This window comes from Pseudoalteromonas distincta (assembly GCF_005877035.1).
Lineage (GTDB): Bacteria > Pseudomonadota > Gammaproteobacteria > Enterobacterales > Alteromonadaceae > Pseudoalteromonas > Pseudoalteromonas distincta.
This window is the reverse complement of record NZ_CP040558.1, coordinates 2,005,362-2,024,088: the sequence shown is the minus strand read 5'-3', so window position 1 is coordinate 2,024,088 and position 18,727 is coordinate 2,005,362. Positions and strand designations below refer to the sequence as shown.

Annotated in this window: 12 protein-coding genes; 2 read left to right on the top strand and 10 right to left on the bottom strand. The window is 40.4% G+C overall.

The genetic code is table 11. The features are described 5' to 3' along the window. Positions 1 to 46 precede the first annotated feature (46 nt). From FFU37_RS08910 to FFU37_RS08895, 4 genes are all read right to left on the bottom strand, one after another. On the bottom strand, positions 47 to 1,561 hold the full coding sequence (locus tag FFU37_RS08910; protein WP_138489318.1) for a SpoVR family protein: 1,515 nt from the start codon (positions 1,559 to 1,561) through the stop codon (positions 47 to 49). Positions 1,562 to 1,580: 19 nt separating this feature from the next. Then, positions 1,581 to 2,864 carry a YeaH/YhbH family protein gene (locus FFU37_RS08905; RefSeq protein ID WP_007375849.1) on the bottom strand — a complete coding sequence of 428 codons (1,284 nt, stop codon included), beginning with the start codon at positions 2,862 to 2,864 and terminating at the stop codon, positions 1,581 to 1,583. Between the two features lie 31 nt (positions 2,865 to 2,895). Continuing rightward, positions 2,896 to 4,818, bottom strand: coding sequence for a PrkA family serine protein kinase (locus FFU37_RS08900; RefSeq protein ID WP_138489317.1), 1,923 nt, complete (start codon positions 4,816 to 4,818; stop codon positions 2,896 to 2,898). Positions 4,819 to 5,028: 210 nt separating this feature from the next. Then, positions 5,029 to 5,610 carry a superoxide dismutase gene (locus FFU37_RS08895; RefSeq protein ID WP_002960323.1) on the bottom strand — a complete coding sequence of 194 codons (582 nt, stop codon included), beginning with the start codon at positions 5,608 to 5,610 and terminating at the stop codon, positions 5,029 to 5,031. A 266-nt stretch (positions 5,611 to 5,876) separates the two neighbouring features. Between FFU37_RS08895 and FFU37_RS08890 the strand changes: the two genes are divergently transcribed. After that, positions 5,877 to 6,215: a Grx4 family monothiol glutaredoxin gene (locus FFU37_RS08890; protein WP_004335359.1), complete on the top strand. Its 339-nt coding sequence runs from the start codon at positions 5,877 to 5,879 to the stop codon at positions 6,213 to 6,215. A gap of 89 nt (positions 6,216 to 6,304) precedes the next feature. On the opposite strand, the gene FFU37_RS08885 is transcribed toward FFU37_RS08890, so the two are convergent. The 6 genes from FFU37_RS08885 to FFU37_RS08860 all read right to left on the bottom strand — a co-directional run bounded on the left by FFU37_RS08885 (position 6,305) and on the right by FFU37_RS08860 (position 13,564). Then, the gene (locus FFU37_RS08885) at positions 6,305 to 7,618 is read right to left on the bottom strand and encodes a sensor histidine kinase (protein ID WP_138489316.1); all 1,314 of its coding nucleotides are present in this window, start codon (positions 7,616 to 7,618) and stop codon (positions 6,305 to 6,307) included. Next, on the bottom strand, positions 7,618 to 8,949 hold the full coding sequence (locus tag FFU37_RS08880) for a sigma-54-dependent transcriptional regulator (protein ID WP_138489315.1): 1,332 nt from the start codon (positions 8,947 to 8,949) through the stop codon (positions 7,618 to 7,620). Before FFU37_RS08880 ends, FFU37_RS08885 begins: the two co-directional genes overlap by 1 nt. 71 nt (positions 8,950 to 9,020) lie before the next feature. Beyond that, positions 9,021 to 10,229 carry an ABC transporter permease gene (locus FFU37_RS08875; RefSeq protein ID WP_138489314.1) on the bottom strand — a complete coding sequence of 403 codons (1,209 nt, stop codon included), beginning with the start codon at positions 10,227 to 10,229 and terminating at the stop codon, positions 9,021 to 9,023. A gap of 11 nt (positions 10,230 to 10,240) precedes the next feature. Further along, complete coding sequence (locus tag FFU37_RS08870; protein ID WP_138489313.1) at positions 10,241 to 11,554, bottom strand: ABC transporter permease; 1,314 nt, start codon at positions 11,552 to 11,554, stop codon at positions 10,241 to 10,243. Positions 11,555 to 11,557: 3 nt separating this feature from the next. Beyond that, a complete protein-coding gene (locus FFU37_RS08865) occupies positions 11,558 to 12,268 on the bottom strand; it encodes an ABC transporter ATP-binding protein (RefSeq protein WP_004335374.1) in 711 nt (236 codons plus the stop codon). 42 nt (positions 12,269 to 12,310) lie between these two features. Beyond that, entirely contained in the window at positions 12,311 to 13,564 is a 1,254-nt protein-coding gene (locus FFU37_RS08860; RefSeq protein WP_138489312.1) for an efflux RND transporter periplasmic adaptor subunit, read from the bottom strand. A gap of 698 nt (positions 13,565 to 14,262) precedes the next feature. On the opposite strand from FFU37_RS08860, the gene gltB reads away from it, so the two are divergent. Continuing rightward, positions 14,263 to 18,720, top strand: a complete 4,458-nt coding sequence (gene gltB, locus FFU37_RS08855; protein WP_138489311.1) for a glutamate synthase large subunit — start codon at positions 14,263 to 14,265, stop codon at positions 18,718 to 18,720. Positions 18,721 to 18,727: the final 7 nt, after the last annotated feature.

Below are 18,727 nucleotides of genomic sequence, written 5' to 3'. Positions count from 1 at the left end.
ATTTGCTGAGCAAACCCAATCAGTATGGAAATTGTATTGCCCTTCATTATTGTGTTGTGTGTCGAGAGTCATCTATTGGGCATTGACCAATCATTGAAACCTCACCAGAATTTAACTCTTGTTCTAGTTTTACTTTAAAGCCCCATAATCTGTAAAGATGCTTAAGCACTTCCTCGTGCGAGTTTGCTAAAGGAATATTGTTATGAGGTACATAGCGTAGGGTTAATGAACGGTCACCTCTAATATCAACGTCATATACCTGAATGTTAGGCTCATGATTACTTAAATTGTACTGCGCTGAGAGTGCTTCTCTCACTGCCTTATAGCCGTTGTCGTTATGTATTGCGCCAATTTCTAGATGGGGATTATTAGTATGGTCAATAATAGTAAATAATTTAAAATCACGAATTAACTTAGGCGATAAAAACTGGCTAATAAAACTCTCATCCTTAAAGTTTTCCATTGCAAAATGCAGTGTATCTAGCCAGTTACTACCTGCATATTCAGGAAACCAGCGTTTATCTTCTTCAGTTGGGTGTTCACATATTCTGCGAATATCAACCATCATATTAAAGCCTAAAGCATATGGGTTAATGCCTGAATAATATTTACTGTTATAAGGTGGCTGATAAACTACGTTGGTGTGGCTTTGTAGAAACTCTAACATGAAAGAGTCGGTGAGCTTTCCCTCATCATATAAGTGATTAAGGATGGTGTAATGCCAAAAAGTTGCCCAGCCTTCGTTCATTACTTGAGTTTGTTTTTGTGGGTAAAAGTATTGCGAAATTTTACGTACAATACGTATCACTTCACGTTGCCAAGAATCGAGTAATGGGGCATTTTTTTCAATAAAATACAAAATATTTTCTTGAGGTTCAGAAGGGAAATGGCGGACTTTCTTTTTGGTTTCTTGCTGTTGCTCAGGAATAGTTCGCCATAATTCGTTTACTTGCGATTGAAGGTAGTCTTCGCGCTCTTGTTGGCGTTTTTGCTCTTCAAATAGCGATATTTGTTGTGGACGTTTGTAGCGATCGACCCCGTAATTCATTAATGCATGACATGAGTCGAGTAGGGCTTCTACTTGTGTAATACCATGCTTTTCTTCACAGCGGCTTATGTAGTTTTTAGCAAATACCAAGTAATCAATAATTGAACCTGCATCGGTCCAGGTTTTAAATAAGTAATTACCTTTAAAAAATGAGTTATGTCCGTAACACGCATGTGCCATTACAAGCGCTTGCATAGGTAGGGTGTTTTCTTCCATTAAGTACGCAATACAAGGGTCTGAATTTATCACTATTTCGTAAGCGAGACCCATTTGTCCGCGCTTATAATTTTGCTCTGTTTGGATAAATTTCTTACCGTAAGACCAATGACTGTAGCCAATAGGCATACCAACGCTTGAATAAGCATCCATCATTTGCTCTGCGGTTATCACTTCAATTTGATTAGGGTAGGTGTCTAACCTGTAGTGAGCTGCAACACGGGCAATTTCACCTTGGTACTCATCTAATAAATCAAAGGTCCAATCTGGGCCATCACTCAATCGTTTATCATTCATAATACTACCTCGCTTTTGGCTATGCAGAGTTTTGCTGTTGACGACCTTTTTTAAATAGCTCCCTAAAAATTGGGTAAATATCTTCAACGCTTTGAATATGCTGTATGGCGAAATTATTATGGCTGTGTGTTATAGATTCATATTCGCGCCATAGGCTTTGATGAGCACGAGTGGTTATTTCAATATAAGCAAAATAACGTACTGCGCTTAAGAGCTTATTACGTAATATTTCACCACACTGCGGGGTGTCGTCCGCCCAGTTATCGCCATCAGAGGCTTGTGCGGCGTATACATTCCACTCATTTGCGTGATAACGCTCTTTTATTATTTCGTTCATTAATTTAAGTGCGCTTGAAACAATAGTGCCGCCAGTTTCTTGGGAGTAAAAAAACTCTTGTTCGTCTACTTCTTTAGCTTGTGTGTGGTGGCGAATATAAACAACTTCTATGTCTTTATAACTGCGGGTTAAAAATTGATAGAGCAAAATATAAAAACGCTTTGCCATGTCTTTTGTTGGCTGATCCATTGAGCCTGACACATCCATAATACAAAACATCACGGCTTTGCTGGTGGGGTGAGGGCGCTTTTCGTAATTACGAAAACGTAAATCGTAGTTATCAATAAACGGAACCGACTTAATTTGCACTTTTAATGCTGCAATTTCTTTTTGTAACAAAGCAATTGCCGCTTTATCGTTATGTGGACCAGCAAGCAGCAGAGCAAGTTGTTCTTCGAGCTCTTTTAAACGGCGTTTTTTACCTGCACTCATGGCAACACGCCGCGCAAGCGAGCCTTGAAGAGAGCGGACAATGTCAATATTACTTGGCATGCCGTCGCTACAAAATCCTGCGCGATGGGTTTTCATTTGCACTAACTTATCAAGTTGGTTTTCTTGTAAGTTAGGAAGTTCTAGATCTTCAAACAGTAAATCAAGGTATTCATCTTTTGATATTGAAAATACAAACTCATCTTGTCCCTCGCCCGAATCGCTGGCGTCACCTTCACCGGCACCACCGCCTTGTCCGCCTTTAGGGCGCTCAATTTTATCACCTGTAGAAAACTGATCGTTACCAGGGTGAATTTGCTCTCTATTCCCGCCTTGCCCTTGATGAAATGTAGGTTCGCTGATATCGCGTTGTGGAATAGAAATACTCTCACCAGAGCTTGAATCGGTAACGCTGCGTTTGTTAATCGCATCTGAAACCGCTTCTTTAATTTGCTTTTTATAGCGCCTAATAAAGCGCTGGCGATTAAGCGTACTTTTATTTTTTCCGTTTAAACGCCTATCTATAAAATGCGCCATATTGACCTCCTATATAATACGACTATGAAGGTTATTGCGATTTTCTAACCCGTAAATACCACTCAGAAAGCAAGCGAACTTGTTTTTGTGTATAGCCTTTTTCGACCATACGGTTCACAAAGTCTTCGTGCTTTTGCTGATCCTCTGCAGACGTTTTAGTATTAAACGAAATAACAGGGAGTAAATCTTCGGTATTAGAGAACATTTTTTTCTCAATCACCGTGCGTAGTTTTTCGTAGCTTGTCCATAGTGGGTTTTTACCGTTGTTGTGTGCACGGGCACGCAGTACAAAGTTCACTATTTCATTACGAAAATCTTTAGGATTAGAAATACCCGCTGGCTTTTCTATTTTTTCAAGTTCAGCGTTTAGCGCTGCGCGGTCAAATAGCTGTCCTGTATCGGGGTCGCGATATTCTTGGTCTTGTATCCAAAAATCTGCATAAATAACATAACGGTCAAAAATATTTTGTCCGTATTCCGAGTACGATTCTAGATAAGCGGTTTGCAGTTCTTTACCTATAAACTCGACATATTGTGGAATTAAATAGCCTTTTAAAAAGCTTAAATAACGCTCTTCTATTTCACTTGAAAATTGCTCGCGCTCTATCTGTTGCTCAAGCACATAGAATAAATGCACCGGATTTGCAGCAACCTCAGTGGTATCAAAGTTAAACACTCGGGACAAAATTTTAAACGCAAAGCGAGTAGAGAGCCCCGTCATGCCTTCATCAACACCTGCGTAATCACGATATTCTTGATACGATTTTGCTTTAGGGTCGGTGTCTTTTAGGGTCTCGCCATCGTATACCCGCATTTTAGAATAGATACTTGAATTTTCTGGCTCTTTTAAACGTGATAGCGTCGTAAATTGCGCCAAAGTTTTAAGTGTACCCGGTGCACATGGCGCGTTGTATAGCTCGCTGTGCTCAAGTAATTTGTCGTAAATTTTAATTTCTTCAGTTACACGTAAGCAATAAGGGACTTTTACAATATAAACACGGTCTAAAAATGCTTCGTTGTTTTTATTGTTTTTAAAGGTTTGCCACTCAGACTCATTCGAGTGAGCGAGGATCATGCCATTAAAAGGCAGGGCACTAATGCCTTCTGTGCCGTTATAGTTACCTTCTTGGGTTGCGGTAAGTAAAGGATGCAGCACTTTAATAGGCGCTTTAAACATTTCTACAAATTCCATCAGCCCTTGGTTAGCTAAACATAAAGAGCCAGAGTAGGCGTATGCATCAGGATCGTTTTGGGCAAAGTGCTCAAGCTGGCGAATATCGACCTTACCAACCAGTGCTGAAATATCTTGGTTGTTTTCATCTCCTGGTTCGGTTTTGGCAATACCTATTTGGTTTAAAATAGAAGGGTAGCGTTTAACCACTCTAAACTGGCTAATATCACCATTGAACTCTTTTAAGCGTTTGCCAGCCCAAGGCGACATAATGGTTTTTAAGTAGCGCGGTTTAATACCGTATTCTTTGCTGAGTACGTCTGCATCTTCGATAGGATCAAACAAGCAGAGGGGGTGATCGTTTACAGGAGACCCTTTAATTGAATAAATAGGCACTTGTTGCATTAAATACTTTAGTTTTTCAGCAATGGATGATTTACCCCCACCAACAGGTCCAAGTAAATAAAGCACTTGTTTGCATTCTTCTAGCCCCTGAGCCGCATGTTTTAAATAAGAGACTATTTGCTCAATGGCGTCTTCCATACCATAAAAATCAGCAAAGGCAGGGTAGCGCGCAACTACTCTATTTGAAAATAATCGACTTAGTCGTGCATCCGTTGCGGTATCTACCATGTGTGGTTCGCCAATTGCCATGAGTAGGCGTTCTGGTGCGCTGGCGTAGGCAGACTTATCGGTTTTACAAATCTCAAGAAATTCAGCGATACTGTATTCTTCTTCCTGTGCCGCTTCGTATCGTGCTTGGTAATGCTCAAAAATCGTCATAATAACCTCCGAAACCCGCTGTAAAAAGGTGCTTACCTTTTAAAGTCTAGTCACGAATGTGTATTTTTGTGCAATAAAATTAAAAATTTAAGTGAAAAAAGATCATGTTACTAAAAGCGTTTTATTAAATGATGAGGCGCTTAGGTGTGATAAACAACAAACAAAAAAAGACGCCTAAGCGTCTTTTTTACATTAGCGTTTAAAGGCTAATTAAGCGAAGTTAGCGTTCGCGAATTCCCAGTTAACAAGCGACCAAAAACCTTTAAGGTAATCTGGACGAACGTTACGGTAATCGATGTAGTAAGCGTGTTCCCATAAATCCACTGTAAGGATTGGAGTAACGCCATCATCAGTTAATGGTGTAGCAGCGTTAGATGTATTAACGATGTCTAGTGAACCATCAGCAAGCTTAACTAACCACGTCCAGCTTGAACCAAAGTTATTTACTGCTTTGTCATTTAATGCATCTTTAAACGCATCAAAAGAACCCCATTTAGCGTTGATTGCATCAGCAACTGCGCCAGTAGGCTCGCCGCCGCCGTTTGGAGATAAGCTGTTCCAGTAAAAAGTATGGTTCCAGATTTGTGCTGCGTTGTTAAATACGCCGCCTTCTGATGAACATACGATCTCTTCTAGAGATTTGTTTTCAAACTCAGTACCAGGGATTAAACCATTAAGCTTAACCACGTAAGTGTTGTGGTGTTTGCCATGGTGAAACTCTAGCGTTTCTTTTGAAATATGTGGCTCAAGTGCGTCGATTGCATATGGTAGTGACGGTAGTTCAAATGCCATTTTTTTATCTCCATCTTCTTTGGTTGATAGTCCATTTGGTAATACGTAATGCCTGTTGAAACAGAGCAGTTACCTATACCAAGCGGTAATATAGTGTTACTATAATTGTTGAGTATTTTACTCAAGTTTAAGCAAACAGCAATGCTATTGCGAAAGACTATTTCAATTGCGGCTTTATTTGCCCATTTTAAGTTATATATTTGTGGTCACGATGAGTTATTTTCAAGACCTAAATATATTTAGCTATCGTTACTTTGAGGTTGTAGATGGAAACCATTGATAAAATTAAACAGCAAATTTCAGAAAATCCAATAATCCTTTTCATGAAAGGGTCACCAAAATTACCAAATTGTGGTTTTTCTTCACAAGCATCGCAAGCGTTAATGTCATGTGGTGAACCATTTGCATACGTTGATATTTTACTTAATCCAGACATTCGTGCTGAGCTTCCAGCATACGCAAATTGGCCAACATTCCCACAACTTTGGGTAGATGGCGAATTAGTTGGTGGTTGTGACATTATTATCGAAATGTTTCAACGCGGTGAATTACAGCCGTTAATTACAGAAACTGCTGCTAAATACAAAGAAGCTGACGCAGAGTAATTTATTACTCAACCTGAACTCAGGTTATTAAGCTCTTTAAACACAAAGCCACTTTTTAAGTGGCTTTGTTGTTTTTAATTTTTGTGAATTTACGAATAAGGAAGGCTCACTTGTACGTTTAAGCCGCCCTCTATTTTGTTATGTAAACTTATATGCCCCTGGTGCGCTTCTGCTATTTCTCTGCATAAGGCTAGCCCTAAACCACTCCCCGTACTTTTTGTTGAATAAAAGGGCACTAAAGCATTTGCCATTACTTGCTCGCTCATTCCTTTGCCGCAGTCGCTTACATTTATAACACATGCTTGGGGTACAAACTCGACCTGAATATGTATTTCATTGGCGTTGGAGCCTGACTCGTGTGAATTTTTTAATAGGTTTATCAGCAGCTGCTCGAGTTGTGTTTGATCAGCTTGTAATTCATTGTGTGAATTTTTTATTTCGTAGCTAAATTGCCAGTGATTTTTTAAATTATTGAGGGTGTTTTGCCAGTTAACCCGCGTTTTTTGTGGCTGAGGTAATTTAGCAAACTTGCCATAGCCTTGTACAAATTCAGTTAAGTGACTAATTCGCTCATCAATAGTTGCAAATACACGGGCAAGGCGAGGCTCATCAACTTTATTTGCGAGCAATTGTGCGCTGTGTAGCATGGATGACATAGGGCCGAGTGAATTATTTAATTCGTGGCTAATAATGCGTATTACTTTTTTCCACACCGCAACTTCTTGGCGACTAAGTTCACGGGTTAACTGTTTAAATATATATAAATGATGCTTTTGATTATTAAGTAAAAACTCCCCAGTGGCTAAATGCCAAGTTTGCGAGTCTTGATTCTCTATTTCTATATTAAAGAGGCCATCAATACCGTGCTCTATAGCTGCTACTAATTGCAGAGGCGAATTTTCGAGCAATTTACTTAGCTGCATACCTTCAAGGCGAGTTGCGCTATTAAATAAACTACGGCTAATTAAATTACTAAATACCACCGTATTATTATCATTGACCAGCAATAACGCTTGCGGCGAGCTTTGCAATACTTTATCAAGCATTAACTCGCGCTGGTAAATCCATTGTTTTTCTTGGCGAAGCTGTTTTGCGGTTTGATTATAAATTTGGCATAGTTTTCCAAGTTCATCATTACTTTTATACGCAAGCAAACTGGAGAGCTCACCATCTTTAAAATTAAGCAACCCGGTTTCGAGCGATTGCATGCCAAGCTTTATTGGCTTGGAGAGAGCTCTTGAAAGCAGGGTGCTAAATGTAAGCGTTAGTAATATTAAAAACAGAGTGTAGTAAATATCAAAGCCACTTAGCGCGGCAATAATAACAACAGGCAGCGCGCTACAAAACCCGCAAATTAATACAACCTTTTGGCTTAGGGTAAAGTTGCTAATAATGCTCGGCATTAATAATCAATACCCATTTTTTGTAACCGCCTGTAAAGTGCTTGTCGGCTTAAACCAAATTCACGGGCCACTTTGGCTATAACACCTTGATGAGCGCGCATTGCGTGTTCTATTTCTTGTTTGGTCGGCTCTGCTTTTGCTTCTTGTTGAGCAGTAACCGGTGACGAAAGTACAAAGTCATCGACTGTAAGCGCACCTGTAGGTTTTAGTACCGCTACGCGTTTACAAGCGTTTTCTAGCTCTCGAACGTTACCCGGCCATTTGTAATGTTGAAGTGCTTGCTCTGTGTTTATAGTCAGCTCTCGGTGAGGTAAAAAATGGCTAATAAGTGCTAAAACATCATCTTGTCTTTCGCTTAGGGCAGGCACATTGAGCTCAATTACATTAAGGCGATAATATAAGTCTTCCCTAAATCTACCTTGTTGAATTGCTTGTAGTAAGTTTTCGTTAGTGGCCGATATAACCCGCACATTTACCTTTCGTGTTTGTGTTGAGCCTAAACGTTCAAACTCGCCGGTTTGTAGTACGCGTAGTAATTTTATTTGTCCTGAAAGTGGTAAATTACCAATTTCATCTAAAAATAACGTACCGCCATCAGCTGCTTCAAATCGACCAATACGTTGTTTGGTTATCCCTGTATATGCTCCGGCTTCAGCGCCAAAAAGTTCGGCCTCTATAAGTTCTTGCGGTAGTGCACCGGCGTTTACCTTAATAAAAGGTTGCGATACAAGTGGGGAGTTTTTTTGAATGATATGCGCAATGCACTCTTTACCACTCCCATTAGGGCCTGTAATTAATGCAGATATATCAGATTTAGCTACTTGTAGCGCCATAGTGACCAGTCGTTCCATAGCCGTGCTTTTAAATATTAGCCCGGCAAGGTCTGCGCTTTTAAATGTACCTTCACGCTCTTGTTGATGGCGATTATGTGTAGCAACTATTTTTTTAGCACTGCCTAGCTCTATTAAGTTAGCGATACAAACTAGTAGTTTTGCATCATCCCAGGGTTTTGGTAAGTAATCAGCAGCACCGGCTTTTACAAGCTCAATGGCGGTGGCAAGTTCGGTCCAGGCTGTAATAAGTATAATAGGGAGGTGTGGGTTTATTTCTCGTAGTTCATAAAACAAGGCTTTACCTTCTTCACCAGAGGTGGTGTCACTGGTAAAGTTCATGTCTTGAATTACAAGCTCAATTCGCTGATAGCGAACTATTTGCAGAGCATCAAACGGATTTGTTGCAGTGACTACCGAAAAGTCGTGGATCTCGAGCAACAATGAAAGTGCGTCGAGTACTGCTTGGTTATCATCAACAATGAGTATTTTATGAGTCATAGGTTATTTTTATAATTTTTTAATGGCTACACTGCCTTACTAAGCAGTGTAGCATAGTGATTTACATATTATTAAATAGTGCGAGTTGCGATACTGGGCGAAATATTAGCAGCGCGTTTAGCCGGCGCTAATACCGCAAGTAAGCTCATTAAAAATACGGCAATGGCGGTAACGGCTATATAACTTGGCGGTAGTGCGGCTACAGAAAAATACTGCATTAACATTTTCCCAAGTAGTATTGCTGTTACTACACCTAAGGCTAAACCTAGGCTACAAATTAATGCATTTTCTACTAAAAAGTAGCTAACAATAGCTGACTTTCTTGCGCCAAGTGCTCTGCGTGTACCAATTTGCTTAGTACGTTTGCTAATATTAAATAAGGTTAAGCCAAAAATACCGAGAGCGGTTATAAGCACTAAAATAGTGATTAACACTATGAGCATTCGCATCATAAGGCGATCTTGAGCGGTATACTCATTTTTTAATTCATCAAGCCCTTTAATGTTGTTAATAACGCGTTTGCTGTAATTTTCGAGCATAGCATTTTCTATTTCTTTCATTACAGCTGCTCGCTGACCAGGCTTAGTACGAACGGCAACTTGTGCATAACTTGCTGCTTTAATATAAGGAATAAACGCAAGATTATCGGGTTTACTGTCTTTGAGCCACGGGCCTTTCATTTTTCCGATTACGCCAATAACTTTAAGTGGTAGGTCACCAAAATAAACTATTTTTCCTAAACCATCTCCATCAGGGTAGAGCTCATCAAGTAAGGCTTTAGTGACTATAGTGACGTTGGTGCGCTTTTGTGTAATTTCGTTTGTAACTAGCACTTCATCTTCGGTAAAGTTTCGCCCTGCAATTAAGTTAACGCCGTAGGTATTAATTGCGTGGTCATCTATAAAAAAATAAGCGGTCCTGACACTTAGGCCTTCTTGTGGAGCAGGTTTTAAATTAAAGCTCGAAGCGCTGCCACTCCCTGATAGCGGAATACTACTGCTTAATGCGGCATCGACCACGCCTGGCATTTTTCTAAGCATGCTTTCATCAAGCTCAAACTGCTGACTTAAGTTAATATCAGTACCAAAGGTCATTACATTAAACTTAAATATATCTTGTTCAGGGTAGCCCGTTTCTTGGTTTAAATAACTAATTCTATCTTGAATAATAAACGCAGCATTACTGACTATGGCTGTGGTAATTGCAATTTGAATTAGCAGTAATACAGCGCCCACCTTTGAGCGGCATAAGGCGTTAAATATAGGTTTTATTTCTAACATTGTGACATTCCTTATTGGCTCTTAAGATAAATAGCAGGGTTGGTTTTACACACTAGCCAAGCTGGGTACAAACCAGCCAAAATGCAGGTTGTAATTGCAATCAATGGGGCGCTCAATAGCATGGTTAAATCCATTGTCGCTAAATTTTCATAGTAGTCATAGCTTTGCCCTACGCCCATTAAGCCAAGTTGTGCTAGTACAATTCCTAGCATGCCACCTATAAAGCCAAGCATGGCGACCTCAACTAAGTGCTGTAAAAATATTTGCCTTTTACTAGCACCTAATGCGCGCCTTACACCTACTTCTGGCGCTCTGCGTAAAAACTTAGCTAAAAGTAAACCTAAAATATTGGCTAAGCAGACACCTAAAAACATAAAGCTCAGGCCCACTAAAATTTTATTGTCTTCGGTGACGACGTTGTTGTATTGCATCCATTGGTTTACATCGCGAAGTTTATACTCAAGTTCTTTACGATTAAATCGACCACGTTTTTGTTGTTCTTGCATATAGGCTAATAAGTAATTTTGATAGGCTTGTTTTTGTTCAAGCGTATTTAGCTCTGCCCAAAACTGGATCCATACTTGCTCAGATTGCAGTTTATCTGCAAAGGTTGGTGTGTTTTCGTGTTTCCATCCATTGCTATTGCCCCAACTTACGAGCTCTTTTGCCTTTATTAAGCTAAAGGGCATAAATAACTCTTCTACTTGATTAAATGCACCGTTATTTAAATCATAATACTTAATATTGAGAGGCCAATGGTTAATAACACCCACTACTTGATAGCTTGCATCATCTAAGTAAATCAGTTCTCCGACGGAGTTTTTTCCTGCAAATAGTTTATCGTTTATCTCTTGGGTAATAACAACGACAGGTGCGGCTGAGTCTTCTTGCTCTTTGCTCCAAGCCCCTCCGTATAGAAATGACAAATTAAACATGCTAAAAAAGTCAGGCGTTGTCATGCGAGCATTACCTATAAAAGGTTTTATTTTGTCGGAGTCTAAATAAACTGAAAAGCCGGTACGCATCATAGCCACTTTTTTCTCTGACGTGGGTGCGTTTAATAAGTTCTCTGCATCTTGATAGGTCAGTTGCAGTGGCATGTTATCTTCTGTCCACCACGTACTACCATCGTCCATTGTTTGTAATTGCACACTGTAAAGTTGGCTGCTTTTTTCTGGGATAGGATCGGCCGACATCATGTGATAAACACTAAGGCTGGTCATTGTTATGCCTATACCTATCGCAATGGCAAGTACCATTAAAAAGCTAACCAGTGGGGTGCGCTTGAAGCTGCGCCAACTTAAATCTAAATAATGAATAAACATTAGTTAAACCCCCGATGCTGTTTTTATAGTTTGCGCGCCTTGATAAAGTGTAAAGTCGGCAAGTTGCCCATCAACTACTTGAATATTACGCGGAGCACGGCGGGCTAATTCACTATCATGCGTTACCATTACAATAGTGGCACCGTCGCGATTGATTTGTTCAAGTAACTCCATAACTTGGCGCGCCATTAAGCTGTCAAGGTTACCTGTTGGTTCATCGGCAAGTAAAAAACGAGGTTCACCAGCAAGCGCACGAGCTATTGCCACACGTTGTTGCTGGCCACCAGAGAGTTGCTGAGGTAAGTGTTTAGCGCGAGATGCTAAACCAACTTGTTCAAGGCATTGTTCAATTCGACGTTTTCGCTCATTTGCTTTAATCCCTCTGTAGCGAAGAGGAACTTCTATGTTTTCATATAAATTTAAATCGGGGATTAAATTAAAGCCTTGGAATATAAAGCCAATTTTTTGATTACGTAAATCAGCACGTTGGTTATCGTTTAGGCTGCCAACATTAACGCCATCCAACAGGTATTCACCTTCGTTAAAAGGCTCGAGCATACCTGCAATATTTAAAAAGGTTGTTTTTCCTGAGCCGCTAGGACCGGTAACAGCAATAAATTCGCCTTCGTTTACTTGCAGGTTAAAGTCTCGAAGCGCATGGGTTTGTACCATTTCTGTTTGGTATACTTTACTTACATTGTTCATTTGTAACATGGTTGTTCCTAATTATTTTTAGCGTTGGTTGAGAACGTCTGTTTAATTTAATAAAATCGTGTTGGCTTGCTTAAAGTCGCTGTAGCTTGAAATAATAATTTCATCGTTTTCTTTTAGTCCGCTTAAAAGTTCAACCGCATTAATGCTGGTGGCGCCTATTGTAATAGGTATGCGCTTTGCAATATTGCCTTCTACCTTATAAGCAAAAATTCCGCCTTGCTGCATAAAAGCACCGCGTTTTACCTGCATTACACCTTCTCGGTTGTCGAGTAAAATACGTGCAGTTAAGCGTTGGTTTTGACGAATGTTGTTAGTAACACCTTTAAATCGGACGCGTGCTGTTACTTCACGATTATTAACTTCTGGGGATATGGCGGATAAATTCCCCATCACTGTTTCATTGCCTAACTTAAGCTCTACTTCCATACCGAGTCCTAATTCGTTCGCATAACTTTCAGGTACTTGAAGTTCCGCTTCGAAATTACTTAAGTCGACGAGTGTCATAAGAGGTTGGCTTTGCGTCACTGCGGCTTTTTGTTGCACTAATAGGTTACCCACGATCCCTGTAACGGAAGCCTTAATAGATAGGTTGCTTACTTTTCTGATTAAATCATCAACGATAAGTTGTTGGCGGGTCACATCACTTTTAGCAGCTTGTAGTTCAAAAGCGAGCGTGTCTTTGGCAAGCAATACCTCTTGTTGTGCATGTTTATATGAGAGCTTTGCACGTGATAAATCATCTACTGCTTTTTCAAGATCAATTTGGCTAATCAAGTGCTTTTGAATTGATAACTGTGCGCGACGATTTTCGCGCTCAGCGGCGTTAAGCTCAACTTGTGCCATATCGAGTGTTTTATTTAAGGTGAGTGTTTGGCGTCTTGCTTGCAAATGTTGCCTTTGCTGCTCGCCTTGTAGTCGTTTAAGTACAGACTCCTGTTGCTTTAATTCGTTAGTTAACTCAGGGCTTTGCAGCAGGGCAAGTGTATCGCCTTGCTTTACTGTATCGCCGGCCTTTACTTTTAAATCTATAAATCCACGTTCTGGACTGTAGATTTTAGGAGCATTAGCAGCAACAATTTTACCACTGGCGGCAATGTCTCGAATGAGCGCTTTAACGTGTACTTTGGCAACCTGTACTTTTGAGCGGCTAATAGAGCTTTTAGCGCTATGACTCGTTAAAAAAATATAAGCAACTGTTGAGACCACAATGAAAATAACCGCAGTGATTATCGCGTATTTTTTATAGCTTATAGGTGCCTTTACTTGTACGTCTTGTGCGCTGGTATCTTTAATCATTTAATTCCCCCCTACATTGCTTTTATGTATTTTTCGCACAGCAGTAATAAAGCTGCGGTGCAAATGGCGGCAATAGGAGAGAGCAAAAATAAGCTTAGAGTAAACATGGTAATTCCAATTAGCGATTATATGTAAAGCTATACGATTAATATGCCAACTATTATCGCATTGATATTAAAGTGCTTTTTATTTTTTGTTCTTTAAAATGATGTCCGCGGACAGTTTTTATGTCCGCATCGGACACCGCTTTAAATAAAAATTCACTATTAATGTACAAAAAAGGACATGAACTTTCATAACTATACTAATGAGCAGCAATAATCGGGGATGTTAAGCCATTAAAGTAATGAAATAGCATAAAACTATCTAAATGTTAACTGAATAGCCCTTCATGCGTTGAATACTTATTCACTTTAGCTCTTCTTTACGTTTACGTAAGCTGCGACTTTTAACGCTTGTGTTTTTACAATATGTTAAACTTGACACCAGTGTCATGAAAAAATAGTGGTTAAAATAACGCTAAATGTTAAAAATAATGATAAAAAGAAATCTTGCTATGAAGTGAGAAATATTCAAGAATGTGAATATGTATTCAAAGTGCTATTGACTCTATTTAAGATAGAGGCTAGTTTTGTCCGTCTGTTAGCAAATCGTCGAGCAGTTCATCCACGCTAACAGTGCAGCAAGGGGAGGGGTCTATGTTATACGACTCAAAGTTAGAAAAAGAAAATTGTGGCTTTGGCTTAATAGCCCAAGTTAATGGTCAAGCTAGTCATAGGCTTATTCGTACTGCTATTACGGGGCTTGATCGCATGCAGCACCGTGGCGGTATATCTGCCGATGGTAAAACAGGTGATGGCTGTGGTTTATTATTACAAAAACCAGATAGCTTTTTCCGTGCAATTGCCAGTGAACATAATTGGCACTTAGGCAAAAACTACGCAGTGGGTATGATATTTTTAAATTCAGACCCTGTTTTAGCACAAGCTGCAAAACAAATACTTAGCGAAGAATTAGAAAAAGAAACGCTAAACATTTTAGGTTGGCGTGTTGTACCAACCGACCCATCTATGTTGGGTCCTATTGCTGTACAGCAATTACCAGGTTTTGAACAAATTTTTGTTAGCGCGCCAGAAGGTTGGCGTTCTAAAGACTTAGAGCGTCGCTTATATGTAGCACGCCGCCGCGCTGAAAAGCGCATTGTTGATGATGAAGCTTTCTATATCGCAAGTTTATCTGGTTTGGTAACTATCTATAAAGGCTTAATGATGCCTGCGGATTTACCTAATTTTTACCTAGATTTAGCTGATATTCGTATGACGAGTGCGATTTGTGTTTTCCATCAGCGCTTTTCTACTAATACTCAGCCGCGTTGGCCTTTAGCTCAACCTTTCCGCTATTTAGCACACAATGGTGAAATTAATACTATTGAAGGTAACCGCCAGTGGGCACGCGCACGTTCTTATAAGTTTGCGTCACCGCTTATTCCTGATTTACAAAGCGCAGCGCCGTTTGTAAACGAAACCGGTTCTGATTCATCAAGCCTAGATAATATGCTTGAGCTATTTTTAGCTGGCGGCATGGATTTATTCCGCGCTATGCGTATGCTCGTTCCGCCTGCATGGCAGAAAAACCGTGCAATGGACGACGATTTACGTGCATTTTACGACTTTAACTCTATGCATATGGAACCATGGGATGGCCCGGCAGGTATTGTTATGTCGGATGGTCGTTTTGCGGCGTGTAACCTTGACCGTAATGGACTTCGCCCAGCACGTTATGTAATTACACAAGATGGTTTTATTACGCTTGCATCAGAAGTGGGTATTTGGGATTACACTGCCGATGAAGTGGTTGAAAAAGGCCGTGTTGGTCCAGGTGAATTATTAGTTATTGATACTAAACTTGGCAAAATCTGGCACTCGGATGAAATCGATCAGGATTTAAAATCTCGCCATCCTTACAAGTCATGGCTTGAAGAAAACGTTAAACGTTTAGTTCCATTTGAAGAACTTACTGAGCAAGACGCCGGTAATCGCTCATTTGATGACGAAACGCTAGCTAAATATCAAAAAATGTTTGGTTATACCAACGAAGAGCTTGATAGCGTTATTCGTGTAATGGGTGAAAACGGCCAAGAAGCGACAGGCTCAATGGGTGATGACACGCCATTTGCTGTGCTTAGTGAAGGGCATCGTTCACTTTATGATTACTTCCGCCAAAAATTTGCGCAAGTAACAAATCCACCTATCGATCCACTACGTGAAAACCATGTAATGTCGCTTGCAACCTGTATTGGTAGTGAGCAAAACGTATTTAACGAAACAACGGGCCACGCTAAGCGCCTACAGTTTGATACACCAATTTTAATGTACGCAGACATGCAGCAGCTATTAAATGCTGATGAAGCGCACTACAGCTACTGTAAAATTGATATTACCTACATAGTTGAAGAGGGTTTAGAAAACGCGGTTACGCGTATTTGTGACCAAGCACAAGAAAAAGCAGCTGCGGGCTGTATCATGCTTATTTTAACTGACCGTAACTTTGATGAAATAAATTTACCAATTCCAGCAGCTATGGCTGTAGGTGCGGTACAAAAACGCTTAGTTGATAACAACTTGCGCTGTGAATCAAACATTATCATTGAAACTGGCAGCGTGCGAGATGCGCACCAGTTTGCTGTGCTATTAGGTTTTGGTGCTACGGCAATTTATCCATACCTTGCGTATGAATCGTTAGTTGCGATGAGCGACAGCAAAATTATTGATAAGTCGTATTGCGAAGTGACCCTTGCTTATCGTAAAGCCATTAATAAAGGCTTATACAAAATTATGTCTAAAATGGGCATAAGTACGGTTGCGTCTTATCGTTGTTCAATGTTGTTTGAAGCGGTGGGATTATCTGATGCGATTATTGAAATGTGTTTTAAAGGCGTTGCAAGTCGTATACAAGGTGCATGCTTTACCGACTTTGATGACGATCAGCAAAGTTTGCACAAACTTGCTTTAAGTAAGCGTAAATTATTAAGCCACGGTGGTTTATTTAAGTACGTACATGGCGGCGAGTATCATGCTTACAATCCAGATGTTATTCAAACCCTGCAAAAAGCGGTTCGATCAGGTGATTATAAAGACTACAGTGCGTACGCTGATTTAGTTAATAATCGTCCAATTGCGACTTTGCGCGATATGTTAGCGCTTAAATTACCTGAGCAAGGTATAAGCATTGATGAAGTAGAGTCTGCAGAAAACCTATACAAGCGTTTTGACTCAGCTGCAATGAGTATTGGTGCGTTATCACCAGAAGCGCATGAAGCGCTAGCAATTGCAATGAACCGCTTAGGTGGTTGTTCAAACTCGGGTGAAGGCGGTGAAGATAAACTGCGTTATGGAACAGAGAAAAACTCGCGTATTAAGCAAGTCGCTTCAGGTCGATTTGGTGTAACGCCTCATTACTTACGCAGTGCTGACGTTATTCAAATTAAAGTAGCGCAAGGTGCAAAACCAGGCGAAGGTGGACAATTACCAGGTGAAAAAGTAACGCCGTATATTGCTAAACTTCGTTATTCGGTACCAGGTGTTACGTTAATTTCGCCACCACCGCATCACGATATTTACTCAATTGAAGATTTAGCACAGCTAATTTTCGATTTAAAACAAGTAAACCCTAAAGCACTTATTTCTGTAAAACTTGTTTCAGAGCCAGGTGTGGGAACCATTGCAACAGGTGTTGCTAAAGCATATGCCGATTTAATTACTATTTCTGGCTACGACGGCGGTACAGGCGCAAGCCCACTTACTTCTGTTAAATATGCGGGTAGCCCATGGGAGCTTGGACTTGCTGAAACACAGCAAGCACTGGTTGAAAATGGCCTTCGTCATCGCATTCGCCTGCAAACAGATGGTGGCTTAAAAACAGGTTTAGATATTATTAAAGCGGCAATTTTAGGTGCTGAAAGCTTTGGCTTTGGTACTGGTCCAATGGTTGCTCTTGGGTGTAAATATTTACGTATTTGTCACTTAAATAACTGTGCGACCGGTGTTGCAACACAAGACGAAACACTTCGTCAAAAGCATTATCACGGTTTACCAGAAATGGCGATGAACTACTTTAAGTTTATAGCGCAAGAAGCGCGTGAAATTATGGCTAGCCTAGGCGTTGCAAATTTAACTGACTTAATTGGCCGTTTAGATTTATTAGAAGAAATTGAAGGCAAAACTGCAAAGCAGAAGAAAATTGATTTATCGTCTGTTATTGCTCAGCCGAACAACCCAACTGGCGAAACGCTGTATTGTAGTGCGCCTAACAGTTCGCATTACCTAGGTAAGTTAAACGAAAGTTTATTAGCTAAAGCGCAAGAGGCAATTGATACGTCAAGCGGTATCTCGCTTGTGAGTCGTATTTGTAATACTGACCGCTCTGTAGGTGCAATGCTTTCGGGTTATATTGCTGATAAACACGGTAATCAAGGTATGGCGGCAGACCCAGTAGCAATTGAATTACACGGTACGGCGGGTCAATCGTTTGGTGTTTGGAATGCCGGTGGTCTTGAAATGACATTGGTTGGCGATGCTAACGATTACGTAGGTAAAGGCATGGCAGGCGGTAAGTTAATTATTCGTCCACCACTTGGCTCATCTTTTGAAAGCCATAAAGCAACCATTGCCGGAAACACATGTTTGTACGGCGCTACAGGCGGAAAACTTTTTGCAGCGGGTTGTGCCGGTGAGCGCTTTGCAGTTCGTAACTCAGGTGTGCAAGCGGTTGTTGAAGGTGTAGGTGACAACGGTTGTGAATACATGACCGGTGGCGTTGTGTGTGTACTTGGTAATGTAGGTGTTAACTTTGGCGCGGGCATGACTGGTGGTTTTGCTTATATTTTAGATGAGCGAAATGATTTTGAAAAACGCATTAACCCAGAGCTTGTCGAAATAGTAACACTAGACGAACTAACGTCGCATCAAGAGCATTTACGCGGCTTAATTGCTGAGCATTTAGAGCTTACGGGTTCGTGCAGAGCAGAAAGCATTTTAGCTAACTTTGAACTGTACTTACCGATGTTCAAATTAGTAAAACCAAAATCAAGCGACGTAAAAAGTTTACTCGGGCATCGCGCTCGCAGTAGTGCCGAACTACGTGTTCAGGCGCAATAAGGGGGCA